We start from the raw sequence: 15,524 nt of genomic DNA, 5'->3' as shown, positions 1-15,524 counted from the left end.
CAAGCGGCTTTCACTCACTCCCACCGTCACAGTCACGCATTCGCGAGGAGCAAAGAAGATGGCAATCGAGCTCAATCAGATCTGGGACTTCCCGATCAAGGAATTTCATCCGTTCCCCCGCGCACTCATGGGTGTGGGTGCTCACGACATCATCGGCGTCGAAGCCAAGAACCTCGGGTTCAAGCGCACCTTGTTGATGACGACGGGTCTGCGCGGCTCGGGAATCATCGAAGAACTGATCGGCAAGATCGAGTACCAGGGCGTCGAGGTGGTTCTCTACGACAAGGTGGAGTCCAACCCCAAGGACTACAACGTCATGGAGGCCGCGGCGCTCTACCAGAAGGAGAAGTGCGACTCGATCATCTCGATCGGTGGTGGCTCGAGCCACGACGCCGCCAAGGGTGCCCGCGTCGTGATCGCGCACGACGGCCGCAACATCAACGAGTTCGAGGGATTTGCCAAGTCCACGAACAAGGAGAACCCTCCGCACATCGCTGTATCCACCACAGCCGGTACGGGTTCCGAGACGTCATGGGCGTACGTCATCACCGACACGTCTGACATGAACAACCCGCACAAGTGGGTGGGCTTCGACGAGGCGACCATCGTGACCCTCGCGGTCGACGACCCGCTGCTCTACTACACCTGCCCTCAGCACTTCACCGCGTACTGCGGCTTCGACGTACTGGCCCACGGCAGTGAGCCTTTCGTGTCTCGCCTGGATTTTGCGCCGTCGCTCGGCAACGCGATCTACTCGGTCGAGTTGGTCGCGAAGAACCTGCGCGAGGCTGTCTTCGAGCCGCGGAACCTCAAGGCCCGCGAGGGAATGATGAACGCGCAGTACATTGCCGGCCAGGCCTTCAACTCCGGCGGACTCGGAATCGTCCACTCGATCTCCCACGCGGTGAGCGCTTTCTTCGACAGCCACCACGGTCTGAACAACGCCATCGCGCTGCCTCGGGTGTGGGAGTACAACCTGCCCTCGCGCTACGAGCGTTACGCCCAGTTGGCCGGCGCTCTCGGTGTCGACACCCGCAACCTCACGACGGTGCAGGCCGCCGACGCTGCCGTCGAGGCCGCGATCCGTCTGGCCAAGGATGTCGGTATCCCTGACAACTTCGGTCAGGTGCGCACCGATTCGTACGCGAAGAACCAGATGAACACCAAGAAGTACGAAGGTCGTGGTGATGTCATCAAGGGTGACGAGAAGACTGTGCGCGCCATCTCCGAGCACATTCAGGACGACTGGTGCACCCCGGGCAACCCCCGCGAGGTCACCGTGGAGTCGATGATCCCGGTTGTCGATCACGCGATCAACAAGTCCTACTTCTAACGGGCCTTCGGCCCCGTGCGCCTTTTTGGTAGCCCGCGCTACCAGAAAGGCGCACGTGGGGCTTGCCCCCATTGAAAGGTGTTCCATGTCCAATCGCACTTTCTCCACCGGCGTCGAAGTGAAAGATGCGCTGCGCGAGCAGGATTACATCGCGGACGACGAGTTTGCGGTGGTAGTTCACCTTGCGACGGCGTTGGGGCGTCCACTCCTGCTCGAAGGACCGGCCGGGGTCGGCAAGACGGAACTCGCGAAATCGCTGGCCGCGATCGGTGGACGAAAGCTCGTGCGATTGCAGTGCTACGAGGGTTTGGACGACAATCGGGCGCTCTACGAATGGGACTACGCAAAGCAACTCCTGCACGTGCAGATGCTCCGTGACCGGATCAGCGATCAGGTGGCCGAGTTCGACAGCGTCGCTGACGCGTCGAAGTTTCTGGCAGATCAGGATTTCGGTTTGTATTCCGAGAATTTCCTGTCGGTCCGGCCGTTGCTCGAGGCGATATTGTCACCGGAACCGGTCGTGCTTCTGGTCGACGAAGTGGACCGCACCGAGGAGTCCATGGAGGCGCTTCTCCTGGAAATTCTTGCCGAGCAGCAGATCACGATTCCCGAGGTCGGTACATTCGTGGCCCGGTCGCAGCCCTGGGTCATCTTGACGTCCAACGATACTCGTGAACTTTCGCCGGCGCTCAAGCGTCGGTGCCTGCACTACCATCTCGGCTACCCGACCTCCGAGCGCGAGCGTGAGATCGTCACCGCCCGTGCGCCGGAGGTTGATCAAGCCACTGCCTCCGAAGTAGTCGAACTGGCTCGAATCCTGCGTGACCTTCCGCTGCGCAAGAGCCCGTCGATCTCCGAGGTGATCGATGCGGCAAGGGCGGCAACGGTTCTCGCAGCCAGCGGCCTGGGGGTGTCGTCGGACGCCACGGTGCGCGACATCTTGCTGGCAGCGCTACTCAAGTACTCGTCGGATGTGACGCTCGCGAAGGAACGATTCGACGGGACAGCGCTGGAGTCGCCGTCGCGCAATGGCGGGGAGTCAGTCGAACGTGCCACTGTCGCAAGCAAGCCCGCGAACACGACGACAGCGGTGTTCCGGGGGACCGGCGGGCGGGATTCGCATCAACAAGGGATCCGCGGTGGCAGCGGACTCCGCTCGTCGCGATGACAATGCTCAGCTCTACCGCAAAGCCGTCGTTTGTCCTCGACGTGGTGTCGGCGAGCTTCGGCCGATTGCTGAGGGCGGCCGGAGTATCGGCGTCGCCCGCTGAGGTCATCGAGGTCCGGCGGGTCCTGGCGATGGTCGGGGCGTCGGATCGTGATGTCTTGCGTGCCTGCCTGCGGTCGGTGTGCGCCAAGTACTCTCACGAGCAACCGGGCTTCGATCGGGCATTCGACGCGTTGTTCCGTCCGATTCGAGACGGCAAGACGGCAGATCGCATTGCGTCCAGAGCGGAAGTGGCCGACGGTCTGCCGACCGCACTCGGTATCGACGAGGATCAGGAAGTCGGCCGCTACGCGGAGTACAACGAGCGTGCCGCCGAGGTGGGTGACTACTTCGATACTCCGGAGGCGGAGAAGGGATTCAACCCGCACAAGGACGACGACGATGTGTCGATGACGTCAAGTGATGCTGAACTGTCGGTGGATACCGGTTCCGAAACGGGGCGACGGGGGGTCAGCTACACCGTGGACGTGGACAGAGCGTCGTCGGCTGTAGTCGGTGATCTCAGTACGAGTGTTGCTGCCGCTGTGGTGGGTTCGTTGTCTTGGGACGATCCGACGTCCATTCTCGCGTGGCTCGACGCGTACGATCCCAGCAAGGCCTATGCGGACGTCTCCGATGACGGACCGCTGACGCAGGCGCAGCTGAACCGCCTGGTCGAAGCTGTCGAAGCATTTGTTCAGGCGCTCTCCGCCGCTGCCCTGGCGGAGTCCGCTCCCGATGCCCCTGACAGTGAGGCGGCCGCAGGCCCCTCACATAACGACGTCGAACTTGCGTGCCACGAAGTGTTGCGCCGGATGCGAGGCCCCGCGAGACCGCGACCGCGCGAACGCTCCCGTGGGCGTTTGGACATGCGGCGGACGGTACGGTCGAGTTTGCGGACTGACGGCATTCCCTTCCATCTGGTGGTGAAAGCTCCTCGCCCCGATCGGGTTCGGTTGTTGCTGATCGCCGACGTCTCGCTGTCGGTCCGGCCCGTTACCGCGTTCACCTTGAGGCTGGCCCAGGCGATGCACCGGCGCGCCGACCGCTGTGAGGTGCTGGCCTTTGTCGATCGACCCGTCGACGTCACGGACACCCTGCTCGCCAGCAGTGGTGACGGCGCTCTGGCAGCGGTCCTGGCGCATCCAGGTCTGGACCTGGAAGCCAGCAGTGATTACGGGCGAGTACTCACCGAATTGCTGGACGAGCACGGCAACGCCTTGAACTCACGAACGTCCGTCATCATCGTCGGTGACGGGCGGTGCAACGGATTACCTCCGCAGGTGGAGAAGCTCGAGGAACTACGACGCAAGGTTCATCGATTGGCCTGGATCACGCCGGAACCACAGCGATATTGGAACCAGGCGTCGTGTGCGATGCCGGAGTACTCGAAGATCTGTGACGAGGTGGTGGTGGCTCGCGATGCCGCGCAGCTGATGACCAAGGCGGCGGAACTGGGTCACGCGCTTCGCTGAGGTGTGAAAAGCAATCCGAGAGTAGTGATGTACTGATATCCATGACGGTGACGAAGGCCGAGAAGTCGGCGCTGCGCTGGAAACCGATACTGCTGCTGACGGTAGTCGGTGCGGTATGCGGCCTTGTTGCTCTGGGAGTCTTCCAGTGGTGGTGGCAATCGTTGGCATCGCCGCACATCCTCACTGGCGGCGCATACTTCGATCCCGAGCCTGGTTTCACCGGAGCCAGCTTTATGGACCTGTACCCCGCAGAGCCTGCGCCGTGGTTGTATTCCGGATTGGTCCTCGGACCGACCGTGGTCGGCTTGCTCGCCGGCATCGTGTTCGTGCTGTTCGGCGGGCGGGATCGTCGTCGTCAGGAGTAAGGGTCTCCCTGGACGCACGGTCGAGGCATAAAGACAGTACCTACCCGATCGGGTAGGTATTCACCTCTCCTTGGGCGGGTGTGTGTCCGTCGATGCCCGCGTAGTCTCGGAACCGGCGCTTGTTAAGTGGATCACAGACTCGGCGCCGGGCGAGAGGAGAGTGGGAGCCGTGTCGGTGGATGTTCCGGACGCTGTTGACGCAGGTGAACACCGCCGTGACGCAGGTGAACACCGCCATGACACAGGTGAACACCGCCGTGGCACCGCTGCCAGATTGGTGAAGTTCCATGCTCCGGAAATTGTGTTCGGCATCGGTTCCCTGGTCGAAGCCGCTCACGCAACCCTCCGATTCGGCGGTTTTCGCCCCTTTCTTGTCACCGACCCGGGCCTGGTCGAATCGGGATGGGTCAGTGAACTCGAGGCGCACTTGGCCGAGCAGGGGCTGCAGCCGACGGTCTGGGCTGGGCTGACTCCCAATCCCAAGGACTACGAGATTGCGGCCGGCTTCGGGGTGTACCAGGAGGGCGAGTGCGACGTCATCATCGCGCTCGGCGGTGGGTCTGTCATCGATGCGGCCAAGGGCGTCGCGGTTCTGGCCGCAAACGGCGGAAACATACTCGACTACGAGGGGGTCGATCAGGCGACCAAGCCGATTCCGCCCCTGGTGATGGTCCCGACCACGTCGGGTACCGGAGCAGATGTTTCTCAGTTCTGCATAGTCACGGACACCGCTCGGGGTACGAAGATCACGATCATCGGGCGAGCGTTGGTTCCCGATGTCACGGTCATCGATCCACGTTTGCTCACAACGATGCCCGAGTGGCTCAATGCGGCAACCGGATTGGATGCGTTGACGCACGGTATCGAGGCTTTCGTATCGCTTGCCCACAATCCGCTCACTGATCATCACGCACTCCGAGCGGTCGGCTTGGTCACCGAGAATCTGGTGCGCACAATTCATGAGCCGATGGAAATGGAAGCGCGATCCGTCATGGCTCAGGCGAGTCTCGAGGCCGGTCTTGCCTTCACCAACGCGATTCTCGGCGCGGCTCATGCGATGAGTCATCAAGTCGGAGGCATGCTGGATCTCCCACATGGCGTCATCAACGGGATCTTGCTTCCGCACGTCATTCGTTTCAATTCCACGACCGACGCGGCGCCGTTCGTGGCAATTGCTGCGGCGCTGAATCTTCCGGAGCAACGTGGCAGTGCGCAAGAAGCCGCGTTGGCGGTGGCGGATCGCGTCGAGCGGCTTGCCCGTGAGGTCGGTGTCCCGAAGGGTTTGGCGGAGTTGGGTGTTCGGGAGCAGGACTTGAGCCGCTTGGCAAGTTTTGCACTGCGTGATGCGTGCATGTCCACCAATCCGCGTGAAGCCACTCAGGAACAGATGGTGGCCTTGTTCCGGAGCGCGCTGTGAATCGGGCGAGATCATGACCGCAGACCTGTCGAGGCTCACCGGATTACGTTCGGGGAAGAGCACTTTCTATCCGCAGTACCGCGGCGCGGCTGAACGACTCGAGCGCGTCGTGCATGCATTGGAGTTGATTTCGCGGGCGCTGGTGAGAACAGTCGACGGCCCGGAGACGTTGGTCTGTGCTGTTGCCGAGGCCGCGCGTGCACATTTGAGTGCGCAGTGGGTGGTCTTTGCGCTCGCCGACGGCACCTTGCCTGACGCGGGGCCGCGACGGTTGGTTCTCGGACCGGACGCGACTCCATTCCTGGTCGACAACGTCGAGGGTCCACCGCTGCCGGACGACGTCGTGGATTGTCTCAACGACATTCGGTGCGGCAGTATCGAATCGAATTCCGTGGTCGATCCGCACTACGCGTTTGTGCCGATCGTGCTCGGGGGTGGTGTTGTGGGCGCATTTGCGGCCTGGACTCCGCAGAATCGCACTCTTGATTCCACCGACGGCGCAGTTCTCAGCATCTTGGCCAGTCAAACGGCTGTTGCGCTGCAGAATTCGGCTCTGTATCAGCGCGGGCAACTGCTGCTGTCGCGTGCCGAAGAGGCATTTGCGGAGGCCAATCGAACTGCCGCCGATCTGGCGGTGCGAAACAGTGAGCTGGAATCGACGCAACGTCAACTCGGGGTGGCGCACCGGCACCAGGTCGTCGACGACGAACGCCATCGCATCGCCCGCGAACTCCACGACAGCGTGACCCAGGCGGTGCTGTCAGCGGGTATGCAGATCGAAGTGTGCCGCAGTGACATTCCCGACGCCGAGCGAAGTGAAAGACTGGATCTGGCAAAGGATCTGACGAGGCGGGCCGTGGAGCAACTGCGCTCGGCGATCTACGCGCTCAACCACTCGTCGGATGAAGGCCGGACCTCGCTACCGGAGATGCTCGAGCAACTCAGCGTGGTCCACATGCCCGACGAGTTGGCCGTAAGTCTTCGTGTCGGCGGCACACCGGCCGAGCTTCCCGGTGAAACCGAACATGCATTGCTGCGGATCGCGGGCGAAGCACTCTTCAACGCCGCCGTTCACGCCCACGCCACTCGGGCGGTTCTCCGGTTGACGTATCGCACCGATACCGTGGTCTTGTCCATCTCGGACGACGGTGACGGAGACCCCGCGCGGATGCGATTGATCCTCAAACTTGCGGCGAGCAACGATCTCGACGGGCGGCACAGGGGCTTGGCCAACATGCAGTCCCGGGCACGCGAATTGGGTGGCACGCTCGATGTTCGTCGCGCGAGGATCGGGGGAGTCCAAGTGTTGGTTCGGGTGCCGCTCGCCGACAAGCCTGACAGTGATACTGAGACCGGCGCCGAAGATACCTGTCCCACAACCGAGATCGAGGAATGATGACCACAGCACGCCCCGTCTCCGCCGGCCACGTCGGGCCCAGAAATCCTGTGCGGCCCACCGAGAGTCGCGTAGTTCGTATCGTGCTCGTCGACGACCACGCAATACTGCGGCAAGGACTGCGGTCGGTGCTCGAGAGGGAAAGTGATCTGCGCATTGTCGGCGAGGCATCGTCATTGCCGGAGGCATTGTCGGTTGTCGATCGGGTGAGTCCCGACATCGTCCTCATGGACCTCAAACTCTCGGCGAGTTCGGACTACGAGGGATTGACGCTGTGCTCGCAGTTGTCCGTGGCGCATCCGAAACTCGGATTGCTGGTTCTCACCACATTTCTCGACGACCAACTGGTGGTTCGCGCTGTGCACGCCGGGGCGCGTGGATACGTTGTCAAAGACGTCGACACCACCGAACTGGTCCGGGCAATCCGGGCGGTATCTCGCGGCGAGAGTGCATTCGACTCGCGCAGTGCTTCCGCTGTGGTGCGCTCGTTGAACGGCCAGTCCACAACCAAGGACCGGTTGACGGATCGCGAACTCGAGGTCCTGCGGCTGCTCGCAAATGGATTGTCCAACATCAGGATCGGTGAGAGATTGTTCATCTCACCGACGACGGTGAAGTTCCATGTCAGCAATATCATGCGCAAACTCGAGGTGAGTCGGCGTGCCGAGGCAGTCTATGCGGCCAGCAAACAGGGATTGATCTAGACGCGCGTTGCTCGCCAGTCGGCCAGCATCCGCGGCATCTCCGCGGCCATGAAGTCGAAGAAGTCGCGAAGGTCGGCCATCCGGTCGCCGCCGCGTGTGCCTTCGCCAAGGACGCGAATGCCCTCTGCTGCTACCTCCGATACCTGGTACAGCGCAGACTGTTTGGTGACAAACGCGTCGGCCCACAGGTCTACACTGACGCGGTAGTGCTGACGCCTTGATCCCGGAACGGCGTCGCGTTCGATCAGGCTGACCTGTAGCAGGTATCGCACCGCGCCGGAAATGGCAGCCGCGCTCACGCCGAGCACCTCACCGAGATCGCCGGGAGTCGACGACGGCTGATTGCTGGTCATCAAAGCCGCCCAGACGCGTGCCGGCATGGGCGGGAAGCCCATGTCGATCAGCACCAGCGAGAGGCGCTCGACCAACTGCCGGCTCTTGTCGGGATGGTCGGGCGGTTCATGTCGGGCGGTCATGTCGGTCATCGGGGAGTGTCCGATCTTTACGTTTTTCTATCTTCACACATTTGTGAAATCAGCGTACGGTCGAATTCATGGGTGCCGCAGTTTCGGTGAAAGACCTGGTCAAGACGTTCGGACCAACCCGAGCGTTGGACGGCTTGGATCTCGAGGTTTCCGAAGGCGAGATTCACGGATTTCTCGGGCCGAACGGTTCAGGCAAGTCGACCACCATTCGGGTACTGCTCGGCCTGCTGCGTTCGGATTCCGGCGAAGCAACGGTCCTCGGCGGCGATCCGTGGCGTGATTCCGTCGCCCTGCATCGGCGTCTGGCATACGTGCCGGGCGAGGTGAATCTGTGGCCGAATTTGACCGGAGGTGAGGCCATCGACCTACTCGCCGGCCTGCGAGGCGGAATCGATGTGTCTACGCGCGCAGAGTTACTCGATCGTTTCGAACTCGATCCCAGAAAGAAGGCGAGAACATACTCGAAAGGCAATCGGCAGAAAGTGGCACTCGTTGCCGCGTTCGCTTCGGACGTCGAACTCTATGTTCTCGACGAACCGACGTCCGGTCTCGACCCGTTGATGGAGGCGGTTTTCCAGGACTGCGTTCACGAGTTGGCCCATGCCGGGAAGACGGTTTTGCTGTCGAGTCACATTCTGGCAGAGGTGGAAGCGCTGTGCGATCGTGTCAGCATCATTCGTGAAGGGCAAACGGTGGAGTCCGGAACGCTATCGGAACTGCGGCATCTGACCCGTACATCGGTATCGGTCACGACGCGCACACCGGTCGCCGGACTCGACGCCTTCGAGGGCACGTACGACGTGCTCGTCGATGGTGATCACGCGAAGTGTGAGGTCGACAGTGTTCGGCTCGGCGCACTGATGGAACACCTTGTCGGCTTCGGGATCGTGGCGCTGACGTCCACACCGCCAACTCTCGAAGAACTGTTCCTTCGTCATTACGGGGACGAACGAGCGAAGGAGAGTTCGGAGCATCTGCGAGCGGAATCGGGGGCGCGGCCGTGACTGCCACGACCAGCCCGGTCGACGTTCACCAAGGTACCCAGTTCACCGGTACATCACGGTTGGTTCGGCTTGCCTTGCGACGCGATCGAATTCAGCTCCCGGTCTGGCTGATTTCGCTGACCGTGTTTCTGATATTTGTCGCTGCCAGCGTGGGTGGACTGTACAGCACTCCGGAGGAATTGCGTTCCGTTGCAGTCGGATCCGCAGTCTCACCCGTGGCGTTGGCCACCAACGGCATCGTGTCGGGATACTCCGAGGGCGCGATTGTTGCCAGCCAGGGCGTTCTGGTGTTTGCGTTGGCAGCGGCATTGATGAGCACGCTGGCGGTGGTGCGCCACACTCGGCAGAACGAGGAGACCGGGCGCGCCGAGATGATCGGTGCGGCGGTTGTCGGTAGGCGTGCGCTACTGACGTCGGCACTTGTTGTCACGATCGGTGCGAATATCGTTCTGGCTCTTGCCAGTGCAATCGGTCTGGTGGCCATCGGGCTTCCGGCGGACGGCTCGCTGGCGCTGGGAGCGGCGATCGGCGGCACCGGTATCGCGTTTGCCGGCGTTGCGGCTGTTGCGGCTCAAATCACGGATGGTGCTCGCACGGCCAACGGTATCGCGGGCGCGGCCATCGGAATTGCGTTCATGCTACGGGCGATCGGCGACGTCGACAGCACCGTTGTCGACGACGGTACCCGCGTGGTCAGTGGGTGGATGTCGTGGCTCTCGCCGATCGGGTGGGCGCAGCAGATACGACCGTACGACGACAACGCCTGGTGGATACTGCTGCTGCTCTTCGGTTTTGCCGTAGTTCACATCGGGATTGCCTTTGTGCTCATCGGTCATCGTGACCAGGGAGCTGGACTGGTCCAGCCGAGGCCGGGGCCACCGGTTGCGGCGCGCTGGTTACCGTCGGCGTGGGGTCTGGCGTGGCGCATGCAGAGAGTGACGATGTTCTGGTGGCTATTCTCGGTAGTCATTCTCGGATTCTCGTACGGGGCAGTCGGAAACGAGATCGACCAGTTGGTGGGTTCGTCGCAGCAGACTGCTGACCTTTTCGAGCAGCTCGGTGGGGGGTCAGCCGCATTGGTCGATTCCTACCTGGCGACCGCGTTGGGTTTCCTGTCGATAGTCATTGCGGCATATGCGGTTCAGAGCATTCTCCGCATGCATGGCGAAGAATCCTCGGGAAGGTTGGAACCGCTGTTGTCCACGGCACTTCCGCGCTGGAAGTGGATGCTTTCGCACGTAAGCACCGTTGTCGGCGGGGTGGTGCTCGCGCACATTCTTTCGGGAGTGTTCACCGGGTTCGCGTTCGGTCTGGTTACCGACGATATCGCGGGCAACACTGTGCGGATGACAGGCGCGGCACTGGCCTATCTACCGGCAGTTCTAGTCGTTCTTGCAGTCGTGGCTTTGGTTTTCGGACGGTTTCCGGCGATTGCGTCGTCGCTGTCCTGGGGTATTTTTGCGGCCTGCATCGTTCTCGGGCAATTCGGCGTGCTGTTCAAGCTTCCCCAAGTAGTCCTGGACCTTTCACCGTTCACTCACGTTCCCACCGCACCCGCCGAAGCCGTGACGGCTTTGCCGCTGGTTGTGTTGACCGCTCTGGCACTAGCTCTCGGTGCGTCGGCGATTGCTGCGTTTGCACGCCGAGACATCCGGATGTAGCGGCTCGATCACGATGTCGGTCGACAGTGGAGATACGCGTCTGTGACAACCTGGAACATGCGATTACCCTGCGCATCAACCAATTCGGCGGTTGTAGTCACCAGTCCACGCGAGCGCGTGTCGAGTACTACGTCGTCAACGGTGAGCGTGCCGCTCAAGGTGTCGCCGGGACGGAGTGGGCGCAGGAACTGTACGTCGCGCATGGACTTGCCGGCAATGACGTTCCATCGGTCGTAAATGCTTGCGACCACAAGTCTCTGACAAATTGCCAAAGTGTGTACTCCGCTGCCGATCAAGCCGCCGAACACGCCGGATTCGGCGGCCTCTTTGTCGGTGTGGAACCACTGAGGGTCCCATTGCGTCGCAAAGTCGACAATTTCCTGCTCCGAGACCGTGTATGAACTCAACTCCATGATCTGGCCGATCCGAAGATCTTCGGCGTAGACGGAGCGATGGTGAAGGGCGGCAGAATCGTTCATGTTCTTCTGGATCTCCTGCGGGTAGGCCTGTACTCGGAACATACGCCACCTACCGAGCCACTAGAATCGGGAGATGGTCAACGACAGGCACCTCGATCCAAACGCACTGGTAGGGGAGTGGAACTTCGAACGAAGGATCGTCGACCGCCGTGCAGAAGTTACAAAACGCGTCACGGGAACAACCACCATCGAAGATGCCGGTGACGGCCGACTGCGCTGGTTCGAAAGCGGGACATTGTTCGACGGCGACCTGGAGTTGCCGGTTTTCCGCACTCTGTTCATCGAGCAGCATGACGGCGAGTGGGCAGTCACCTTCGAGGACGGTCGAGAGTTTCACGACTGGGCGCCGGGAGACGACGTCGAGCATCTGTGCGGCGCAGATACATACCGGGGCCGCATCGACATCGATGTCGAGGAAGCCACAACAGACGCGCAGGCTGCGTGGTCCGTCGAGTGGACGGTGACCGGGCCGAGCAAGGACTACACGATGACGACGCACCTCGCGAGATCGTCGTAAATGACGCGCGACGCACGCATGGCGGCTGTAGATTCCGGGTCATGACTGAACCGGTGAAAGGCCCAGCGTCGTATTTTCCGTCGATCGAGAAGAAATACGGACGGCCGATCAGCGAGTGGCAGGAGCTGATTCGCAGTTCCGACCTGACAAAGCACATGGAACTGGTCACCTGGCTGAAGTCCGAGCACGGGCTGGGGCACGGACATGCCAATGCTCTAGTGGCGCATACCCTGAAGGAAGATGCCGGCTAGCACTTACCGCGCATCGAGTATCAGCCATCCACCGTGATGTTCGAACACCTCGAACGCCGCGCCGGTCTTCTCGCCAACGGCGCGCAGTGATTCGAGGTCGAAGGTCCGGATGTGCCCGTGGCATGCAGTTGCCTCGTCCTCGAACGGGACGGCGATGACAACACGCTCTCGGGCGATCCGCAGGGCCTGCGCGATCACCTTCTCTCCCACGGCATTGTCGACATGTTCGAGCAGATGAATTGCCGTGACGGTATCCGCACTCTTGTCGGGTGTTGGTACCTCACCGGCGTCGCAGATCAGTGTGTTGATCGTGATACCCAGTTCTGGGGCAACCGCGTCGAGCAGGATCATGGTTCCGGGCAGGATATCCGTCGCAGTGACGTCCATTCCGGCGCCGGCGAGGCGCAACGGCAGGAATCCGAAACACGACCCGAGGTCGAGGACGGAGCCGCGCACGAGTTCGTGTGCTTTCTCGTGGATGGGCGCAAAATCGGCGCTGCCGTCCAGGAGTTCGCGCAGTGAGTTCCGGTAGTAGGTGGTCCATGATTCGAGGGCTCCGTCGACGGTGGAGCGAACCAGTCCCACCATCGTGAGTTCGAATTCGTCCTGCCCGAAGTCGGCGTCCTGGATCGAGGCGGTCACGCCAGCGACGAGCCGTTCGCTGAGGTCGTCCGCAGTCAGGGAATGCCGCACCAGCAGCGTGCCGTCACTGCGATCGAGAGTGAGGGGACCTGACGCCACCCGCTCGACCGTGACGTGGCCGAACGACCATCGCCCGGGTGTCGAGGGCGCAAGTGAATCCATGACCGGTGCGGCGGGTGCTGACATGGTGGGCCTTCCTAGATGCTGATACCGGTGCGCAAGGACTGTGTTCCGGTTCGCAGAAGTTCGGGTAGTTCAAGTGCGTCGTCGGTGAGCCACTGTTCGTAGGCGGCCATCGCGACACCGAGCAGAAGGTAGCCCACAGTCCGCGGACCGTGATCGGTCGGTTCGAGGTTCATTCGCTTGGCAGCGTACTCGGCGACAACCTGGCGCCAGCCTTCGTACATCACCACCGAGTATGCCTGAAGCGTGGGCACGGTGAGGATGAGTTCCATCCGGTTACGGTGCACAGCAGTCTCTTCCGGGGGAAACGTGTTGAACGTCAGTAGTGCGGATTCGAGGGCGTCGACAAGCGGCATGTCCTCGGGCAGCGAATTGAAGTGTTCACGCATCTGAGCCAGATGACCGTCGAAGTCGCCCCATGGCACAGCGTTCTTGGACGGAAAGTAGCGGAAGAACGTCCGGCGAGCGATTCCGGCGGCGTCGGCGATCTGATCGACACTGACCTCGTTGAAGCCGAGCGTGGAAAAGAGTTCGATGCCGACCGTGCTGATTCCCTCCCTGGTAGTGGAGGGGCGACGACCTATCCGAGCGGACGGGTTTTTGCGGCTTCGCATACTTTTTCTGCTCCCAGTCTGTCATTCTGCACTCGATGCCATTACAGTGGTGAACCGAGTCACAGTGAAGTCCCACTCGTGACCACAGATTCAGGAGGAATCCATGTCCGATCGTGACAATAAGGCACTCGACAACGACCTCATCGAAGAATCGCTGGTCGAAGAGGTTTCGATCGACGGCATGTGCGGCGTGTACTGACCGTGCCTGCTTTGAATCTCGATGCGGGGTGGAAACTCCACCCGCAGGTAGCGCTTCGCCCCGAACCTTTCGGGGCGTTGCTCTACCACTTCGGAACGCGCAAGCTCTCGTTCCTGAAGAACACGACCATCGTTGCGGTGGTCAAGGCGTTGCCAGACCATCCTGATGTCCGGTCCGCACTACGTGCGCAAGGCATCGAAGATGACGCGGCTCCCCAATATGCCCGCGCGCTGAGCACTCTCGCCGACTCGCACATGATTGTGCCTGTCTGAGTCGCTCGCTCGCTCCCACGTGCGGAACAGCCCTCTGCACGTTCGCCCGCTTCATTTCTTTGCGAGGACACAGCCATGACCTCAGTTCTTGAACATCCCTCCACACCGGCACCGGTGGGTCGCCTCGTCGATCAGTTCGAACTCGGACTCGACGCCCCCATCTGCCTGACGTGGGAACTTACCTACGCCTGCAACCTGTCCTGCGTGCACTGCCTGTCGTCGTCGGGTCGCCGCGACCCCAACGAGCTGAGCACCGAGCAGTGCAAGGCCATCATCGACGAGCTGCAGCGTATGCAGGTTTTCTACGTCAACATCGGTGGCGGTGAGCCGACCGTGCGTTCCGATTTCTGGGAGCTCGTCGACTACGCGACGGACCACCAGGTCGGCGTGAAGTTCTCCACCAACGGCGTGAAGATCGACAAGAAGGTTGCTGCGCGCCTTGCGGCCAGTGACTACGTCGACGTGCAGATTTCCATCGACGGCGCCACTGCTGAGGTCAATGATGCTGTGCGCGGGCCTGGTTCGTTCGCGATGGCCGAGCGTGCGCTTGCCAACCTGAAGGAAGCCGGCTTCAAGGACGCCAAGATCTCCGTAGTCGTCACGCGGCACAACGTCAGCCAGCTCGACGAGTTCAAGGCTCTCGCGGACAAGTACGACGCGACCCTGCGCATCACTCGCCTGCGTCCTTCGGGCCGCGGCGCCGACGTGTGGGATGATCTGCATCCGCGTCCCGAACAGCAGCGTGAGCTCTACAACTGGCTGGTCGCCAACGGTGAGGGCGTCCTGACGGGCGACTCCTTCTTCCATCTCTCTGCGTTCGGCGATGCACTGCCCGGTTTGAACCTGTGCGGCGCGGGCCGAGTTGTGTGCCTGATCGACCCGGTCGGCGACGTCTACGCATGCCCGTTCGCGATTCACGATCAGTTCCTCGCCGGCAACATCGTGAAAGACGGTGGCTTCCAGCATGTCTGGCAGCACTCGGACCTGTTCCAGGAACTGCGTTCGCCGCAGACCGGTGGCGCGTGCAGCAAGTGCAACCACTACGACTCCTGCCGCGGCGGCTGCATGGCAGCCAAGTTCTTCACCGGCCTGCCGATGGACGGACCCGATCCCGAATGCGTCATCGGAAACGGTGAAATGGCGTTGGCCGGCGCGGGAGAGATCCCCAAGTCCAGCGTCGACCACTCACGATCCGGTCAACGTAAGACCCCGCGCGCATCGGTGCCCTTGACACTGATGATGCGTCCCCCCGCCAAGATTTGTGACGAAAACCCGCTAGCGGGAATGTAAGTAGCTTTCCGGGCTACTTGCGATACGAGA

Annotated in this window: 18 protein-coding genes; 14 read left to right on the top strand and 4 right to left on the bottom strand. The window is 61.7% G+C overall.

Annotation, left to right across the window (positions count from 1 at the left end):
• The first annotated feature begins 58 nt into the window (after positions 1-58).
• The 7 genes from mdo (at position 59) to KYT97_RS09615 (ending at position 7,897) form a co-directional block, all read left to right on the top strand.
• Positions 59-1,333: an NDMA-dependent methanol dehydrogenase gene (mdo, locus tag KYT97_RS09645; RefSeq protein WP_033236488.1), complete on the top strand. Its 1,275-nt coding sequence runs from the start codon at positions 59-61 to the stop codon at positions 1,331-1,333.
• An 85-nt stretch (positions 1,334-1,418) separates the two neighbouring features.
• Positions 1,419-2,501, top strand: a complete 1,083-nt coding sequence (locus tag KYT97_RS09640) for a MadB family AAA-type ATPase (RefSeq protein WP_219112155.1) — start codon at positions 1,419-1,421, stop codon at positions 2,499-2,501.
• Positions 2,498-4,015 (top strand): MadC family VWA domain-containing protein, encoded by a 1,518-nt coding sequence (madC, locus tag KYT97_RS09635; RefSeq protein ID WP_092801785.1) that lies wholly within the window; start codon positions 2,498-2,500, stop codon positions 4,013-4,015. The genes KYT97_RS09640 and madC overlap by 4 nt, the downstream gene beginning before the upstream one ends.
• A 41-nt stretch (positions 4,016-4,056) precedes the next feature.
• Positions 4,057-4,380, top strand: a complete 324-nt coding sequence (locus KYT97_RS09630) for a hypothetical protein (protein WP_045070904.1) — start codon at positions 4,057-4,059, stop codon at positions 4,378-4,380.
• Positions 4,381-4,654: 274 nt separating this feature from the next.
• On the top strand, positions 4,655-5,797 hold the full coding sequence (locus tag KYT97_RS09625; protein WP_230590363.1) for an iron-containing alcohol dehydrogenase: 1,143 nt from the start codon (positions 4,655-4,657) through the stop codon (positions 5,795-5,797).
• 10 nt (positions 5,798-5,807) lie between these two features.
• Entirely contained in the window at positions 5,808-7,193 is a 1,386-nt protein-coding gene (locus KYT97_RS09620; protein ID WP_245006155.1) for a MadS family sensor histidine kinase, read from the top strand.
• Positions 7,193-7,897, top strand: coding sequence for a MadR family response regulator transcription factor (locus tag KYT97_RS09615; RefSeq protein WP_245006061.1), 705 nt, complete (start codon positions 7,193-7,195; stop codon positions 7,895-7,897). The genes KYT97_RS09620 and KYT97_RS09615 overlap by 1 nt, the downstream gene beginning before the upstream one ends.
• Here KYT97_RS09615 and KYT97_RS09610 read toward each other — a convergent pair.
• Complete coding sequence (locus tag KYT97_RS09610; protein WP_245006060.1) at positions 7,894-8,382, bottom strand: GbsR/MarR family transcriptional regulator; 489 nt, start codon at positions 8,380-8,382, stop codon at positions 7,894-7,896. The genes KYT97_RS09615 and KYT97_RS09610 overlap by 4 nt on opposite strands.
• A 68-nt stretch (positions 8,383-8,450) precedes the next feature.
• Here KYT97_RS09610 and KYT97_RS09605 point away from each other — a divergent pair, with 68 nt between their 5' ends.
• Positions 8,451-9,386, top strand: a complete 936-nt coding sequence (locus tag KYT97_RS09605; RefSeq protein WP_033236405.1) for an ABC transporter ATP-binding protein — start codon at positions 8,451-8,453, stop codon at positions 9,384-9,386.
• Positions 9,383-11,047 carry an ABC transporter permease gene (locus KYT97_RS09600; protein ID WP_219112154.1) on the top strand — a complete coding sequence of 555 codons (1,665 nt, stop codon included), beginning with the start codon at positions 9,383-9,385 and terminating at the stop codon, positions 11,045-11,047. Before KYT97_RS09605 ends, KYT97_RS09600 begins: the two co-directional genes overlap by 4 nt.
• 8 nt (positions 11,048-11,055) lie before the next feature.
• On the opposite strand, the gene KYT97_RS09595 is transcribed toward KYT97_RS09600, so the two are convergent.
• Entirely contained in the window at positions 11,056-11,526 is a 471-nt protein-coding gene (locus KYT97_RS09595) for a MaoC/PaaZ C-terminal domain-containing protein (protein ID WP_045071242.1), read from the bottom strand.
• A 73-nt stretch (positions 11,527-11,599) separates the two neighbouring features.
• Between KYT97_RS09595 and KYT97_RS09590 the strand changes: the two genes are divergently transcribed.
• Positions 11,600-12,043, top strand: coding sequence for a DUF6314 family protein (locus KYT97_RS09590; RefSeq protein WP_045070896.1), 444 nt, complete (start codon positions 11,600-11,602; stop codon positions 12,041-12,043).
• A 41-nt stretch (positions 12,044-12,084) separates the two neighbouring features.
• Positions 12,085-12,294 (top strand): DUF4287 domain-containing protein, encoded by a 210-nt coding sequence (locus KYT97_RS09585; protein ID WP_033236403.1) that lies wholly within the window; start codon positions 12,085-12,087, stop codon positions 12,292-12,294.
• 3 nt (positions 12,295-12,297) lie between these two features.
• Here KYT97_RS09585 and mftM read toward each other — a convergent pair whose 3' ends face one another.
• Together mftM and mftR are read right to left on the bottom strand one after the other, a co-directional pair.
• Positions 12,298-13,122, bottom strand: coding sequence for a mycofactocin oligosaccharide methyltransferase MftM (mftM, locus tag KYT97_RS09580; RefSeq protein ID WP_045070894.1), 825 nt, complete (start codon positions 13,120-13,122; stop codon positions 12,298-12,300).
• A gap of 11 nt (positions 13,123-13,133) precedes the next feature.
• Positions 13,134-13,733, bottom strand: coding sequence for a mycofactocin system transcriptional regulator (gene mftR, locus KYT97_RS09575; protein ID WP_033236401.1), 600 nt, complete (start codon positions 13,731-13,733; stop codon positions 13,134-13,136).
• 103 nt (positions 13,734-13,836) lie between these two features.
• Between mftR and mftA the strand changes: the two genes are divergently transcribed.
• From mftA to mftC, 3 genes are all read left to right on the top strand, one after another.
• Entirely contained in the window at positions 13,837-13,932 is a 96-nt protein-coding gene (mftA, locus tag KYT97_RS09570) for a mycofactocin precursor MftA (RefSeq protein ID WP_072782308.1), read from the top strand.
• Positions 13,917-14,204 (top strand): mycofactocin biosynthesis chaperone MftB, encoded by a 288-nt coding sequence (gene mftB / locus KYT97_RS09565; protein ID WP_033236400.1) that lies wholly within the window; start codon positions 13,917-13,919, stop codon positions 14,202-14,204. The genes mftA and mftB overlap by 16 nt, the downstream gene beginning before the upstream one ends.
• A gap of 75 nt (positions 14,205-14,279) precedes the next feature.
• Entirely contained in the window at positions 14,280-15,494 is a 1,215-nt protein-coding gene (gene mftC / locus KYT97_RS09560; RefSeq protein WP_033236399.1) for a mycofactocin radical SAM maturase, read from the top strand.
• Positions 15,495-15,524: the final 30 nt, after the last annotated feature.

Source organism: Rhodococcus globerulus, from assembly GCF_019334125.1.
Classification (GTDB): domain Bacteria; phylum Actinomycetota; class Actinomycetes; order Mycobacteriales; family Mycobacteriaceae; genus Rhodococcus_F; species Rhodococcus_F globerula.
This window is presented reverse-complemented; position numbering and strand designations above follow the sequence as displayed.

Bases quoted from the DNA above. Each gene is read 5' to 3' on its own strand.
- KYT97_RS09615 (WP_245006061.1), top strand. From the start codon at position 7,193: ATGACCACAGCACGCCCCGTCTCCGCCGGCCACGTCGGGCCCAGAAAT.
- mftC (WP_033236399.1), top strand. From the start codon at position 14,280: ATGACCTCAGTTCTTGAACATCCCTCCACACCGGCACCGGTGGGTCGC.
- madC (WP_092801785.1), top strand. From the start codon at position 2,498: ATGACAATGCTCAGCTCTACCGCAAAGCCGTCGTTTGTCCTCGACGTG.
- mftR (WP_033236401.1), bottom strand. From the start codon at position 13,733: ATGCGAAGCCGCAAAAACCCGTCCGCTCGGATAGGTCGTCGCCCCTCC.
- mftM (WP_045070894.1), bottom strand. From the start codon at position 13,122: ATGTCAGCACCCGCCGCACCGGTCATGGATTCACTTGCGCCCTCGACA.
- KYT97_RS09590 (WP_045070896.1), top strand. From the start codon at position 11,600: ATGGTCAACGACAGGCACCTCGATCCAAACGCACTGGTAGGGGAGTGG.
- KYT97_RS09610 (WP_245006060.1), bottom strand. From the start codon at position 8,382: ATGACCGACATGACCGCCCGACATGAACCGCCCGACCATCCCGACAAG.
- KYT97_RS09630 (WP_045070904.1), top strand. From the start codon at position 4,057: ATGACGGTGACGAAGGCCGAGAAGTCGGCGCTGCGCTGGAAACCGATA.
- mftA (WP_072782308.1), top strand. From the start codon at position 13,837: ATGTCCGATCGTGACAATAAGGCACTCGACAACGACCTCATCGAAGAA.
- KYT97_RS09595 (WP_045071242.1), bottom strand. From the start codon at position 11,526: ATGAACGATTCTGCCGCCCTTCACCATCGCTCCGTCTACGCCGAAGAT.
- KYT97_RS09605 (WP_033236405.1), top strand. From the start codon at position 8,451: ATGGGTGCCGCAGTTTCGGTGAAAGACCTGGTCAAGACGTTCGGACCA.
- KYT97_RS09585 (WP_033236403.1), top strand. From the start codon at position 12,085: ATGACTGAACCGGTGAAAGGCCCAGCGTCGTATTTTCCGTCGATCGAG.
- KYT97_RS09640 (WP_219112155.1), top strand. From the start codon at position 1,419: ATGTCCAATCGCACTTTCTCCACCGGCGTCGAAGTGAAAGATGCGCTG.
- mdo (WP_033236488.1), top strand. From the start codon at position 59: ATGGCAATCGAGCTCAATCAGATCTGGGACTTCCCGATCAAGGAATTT.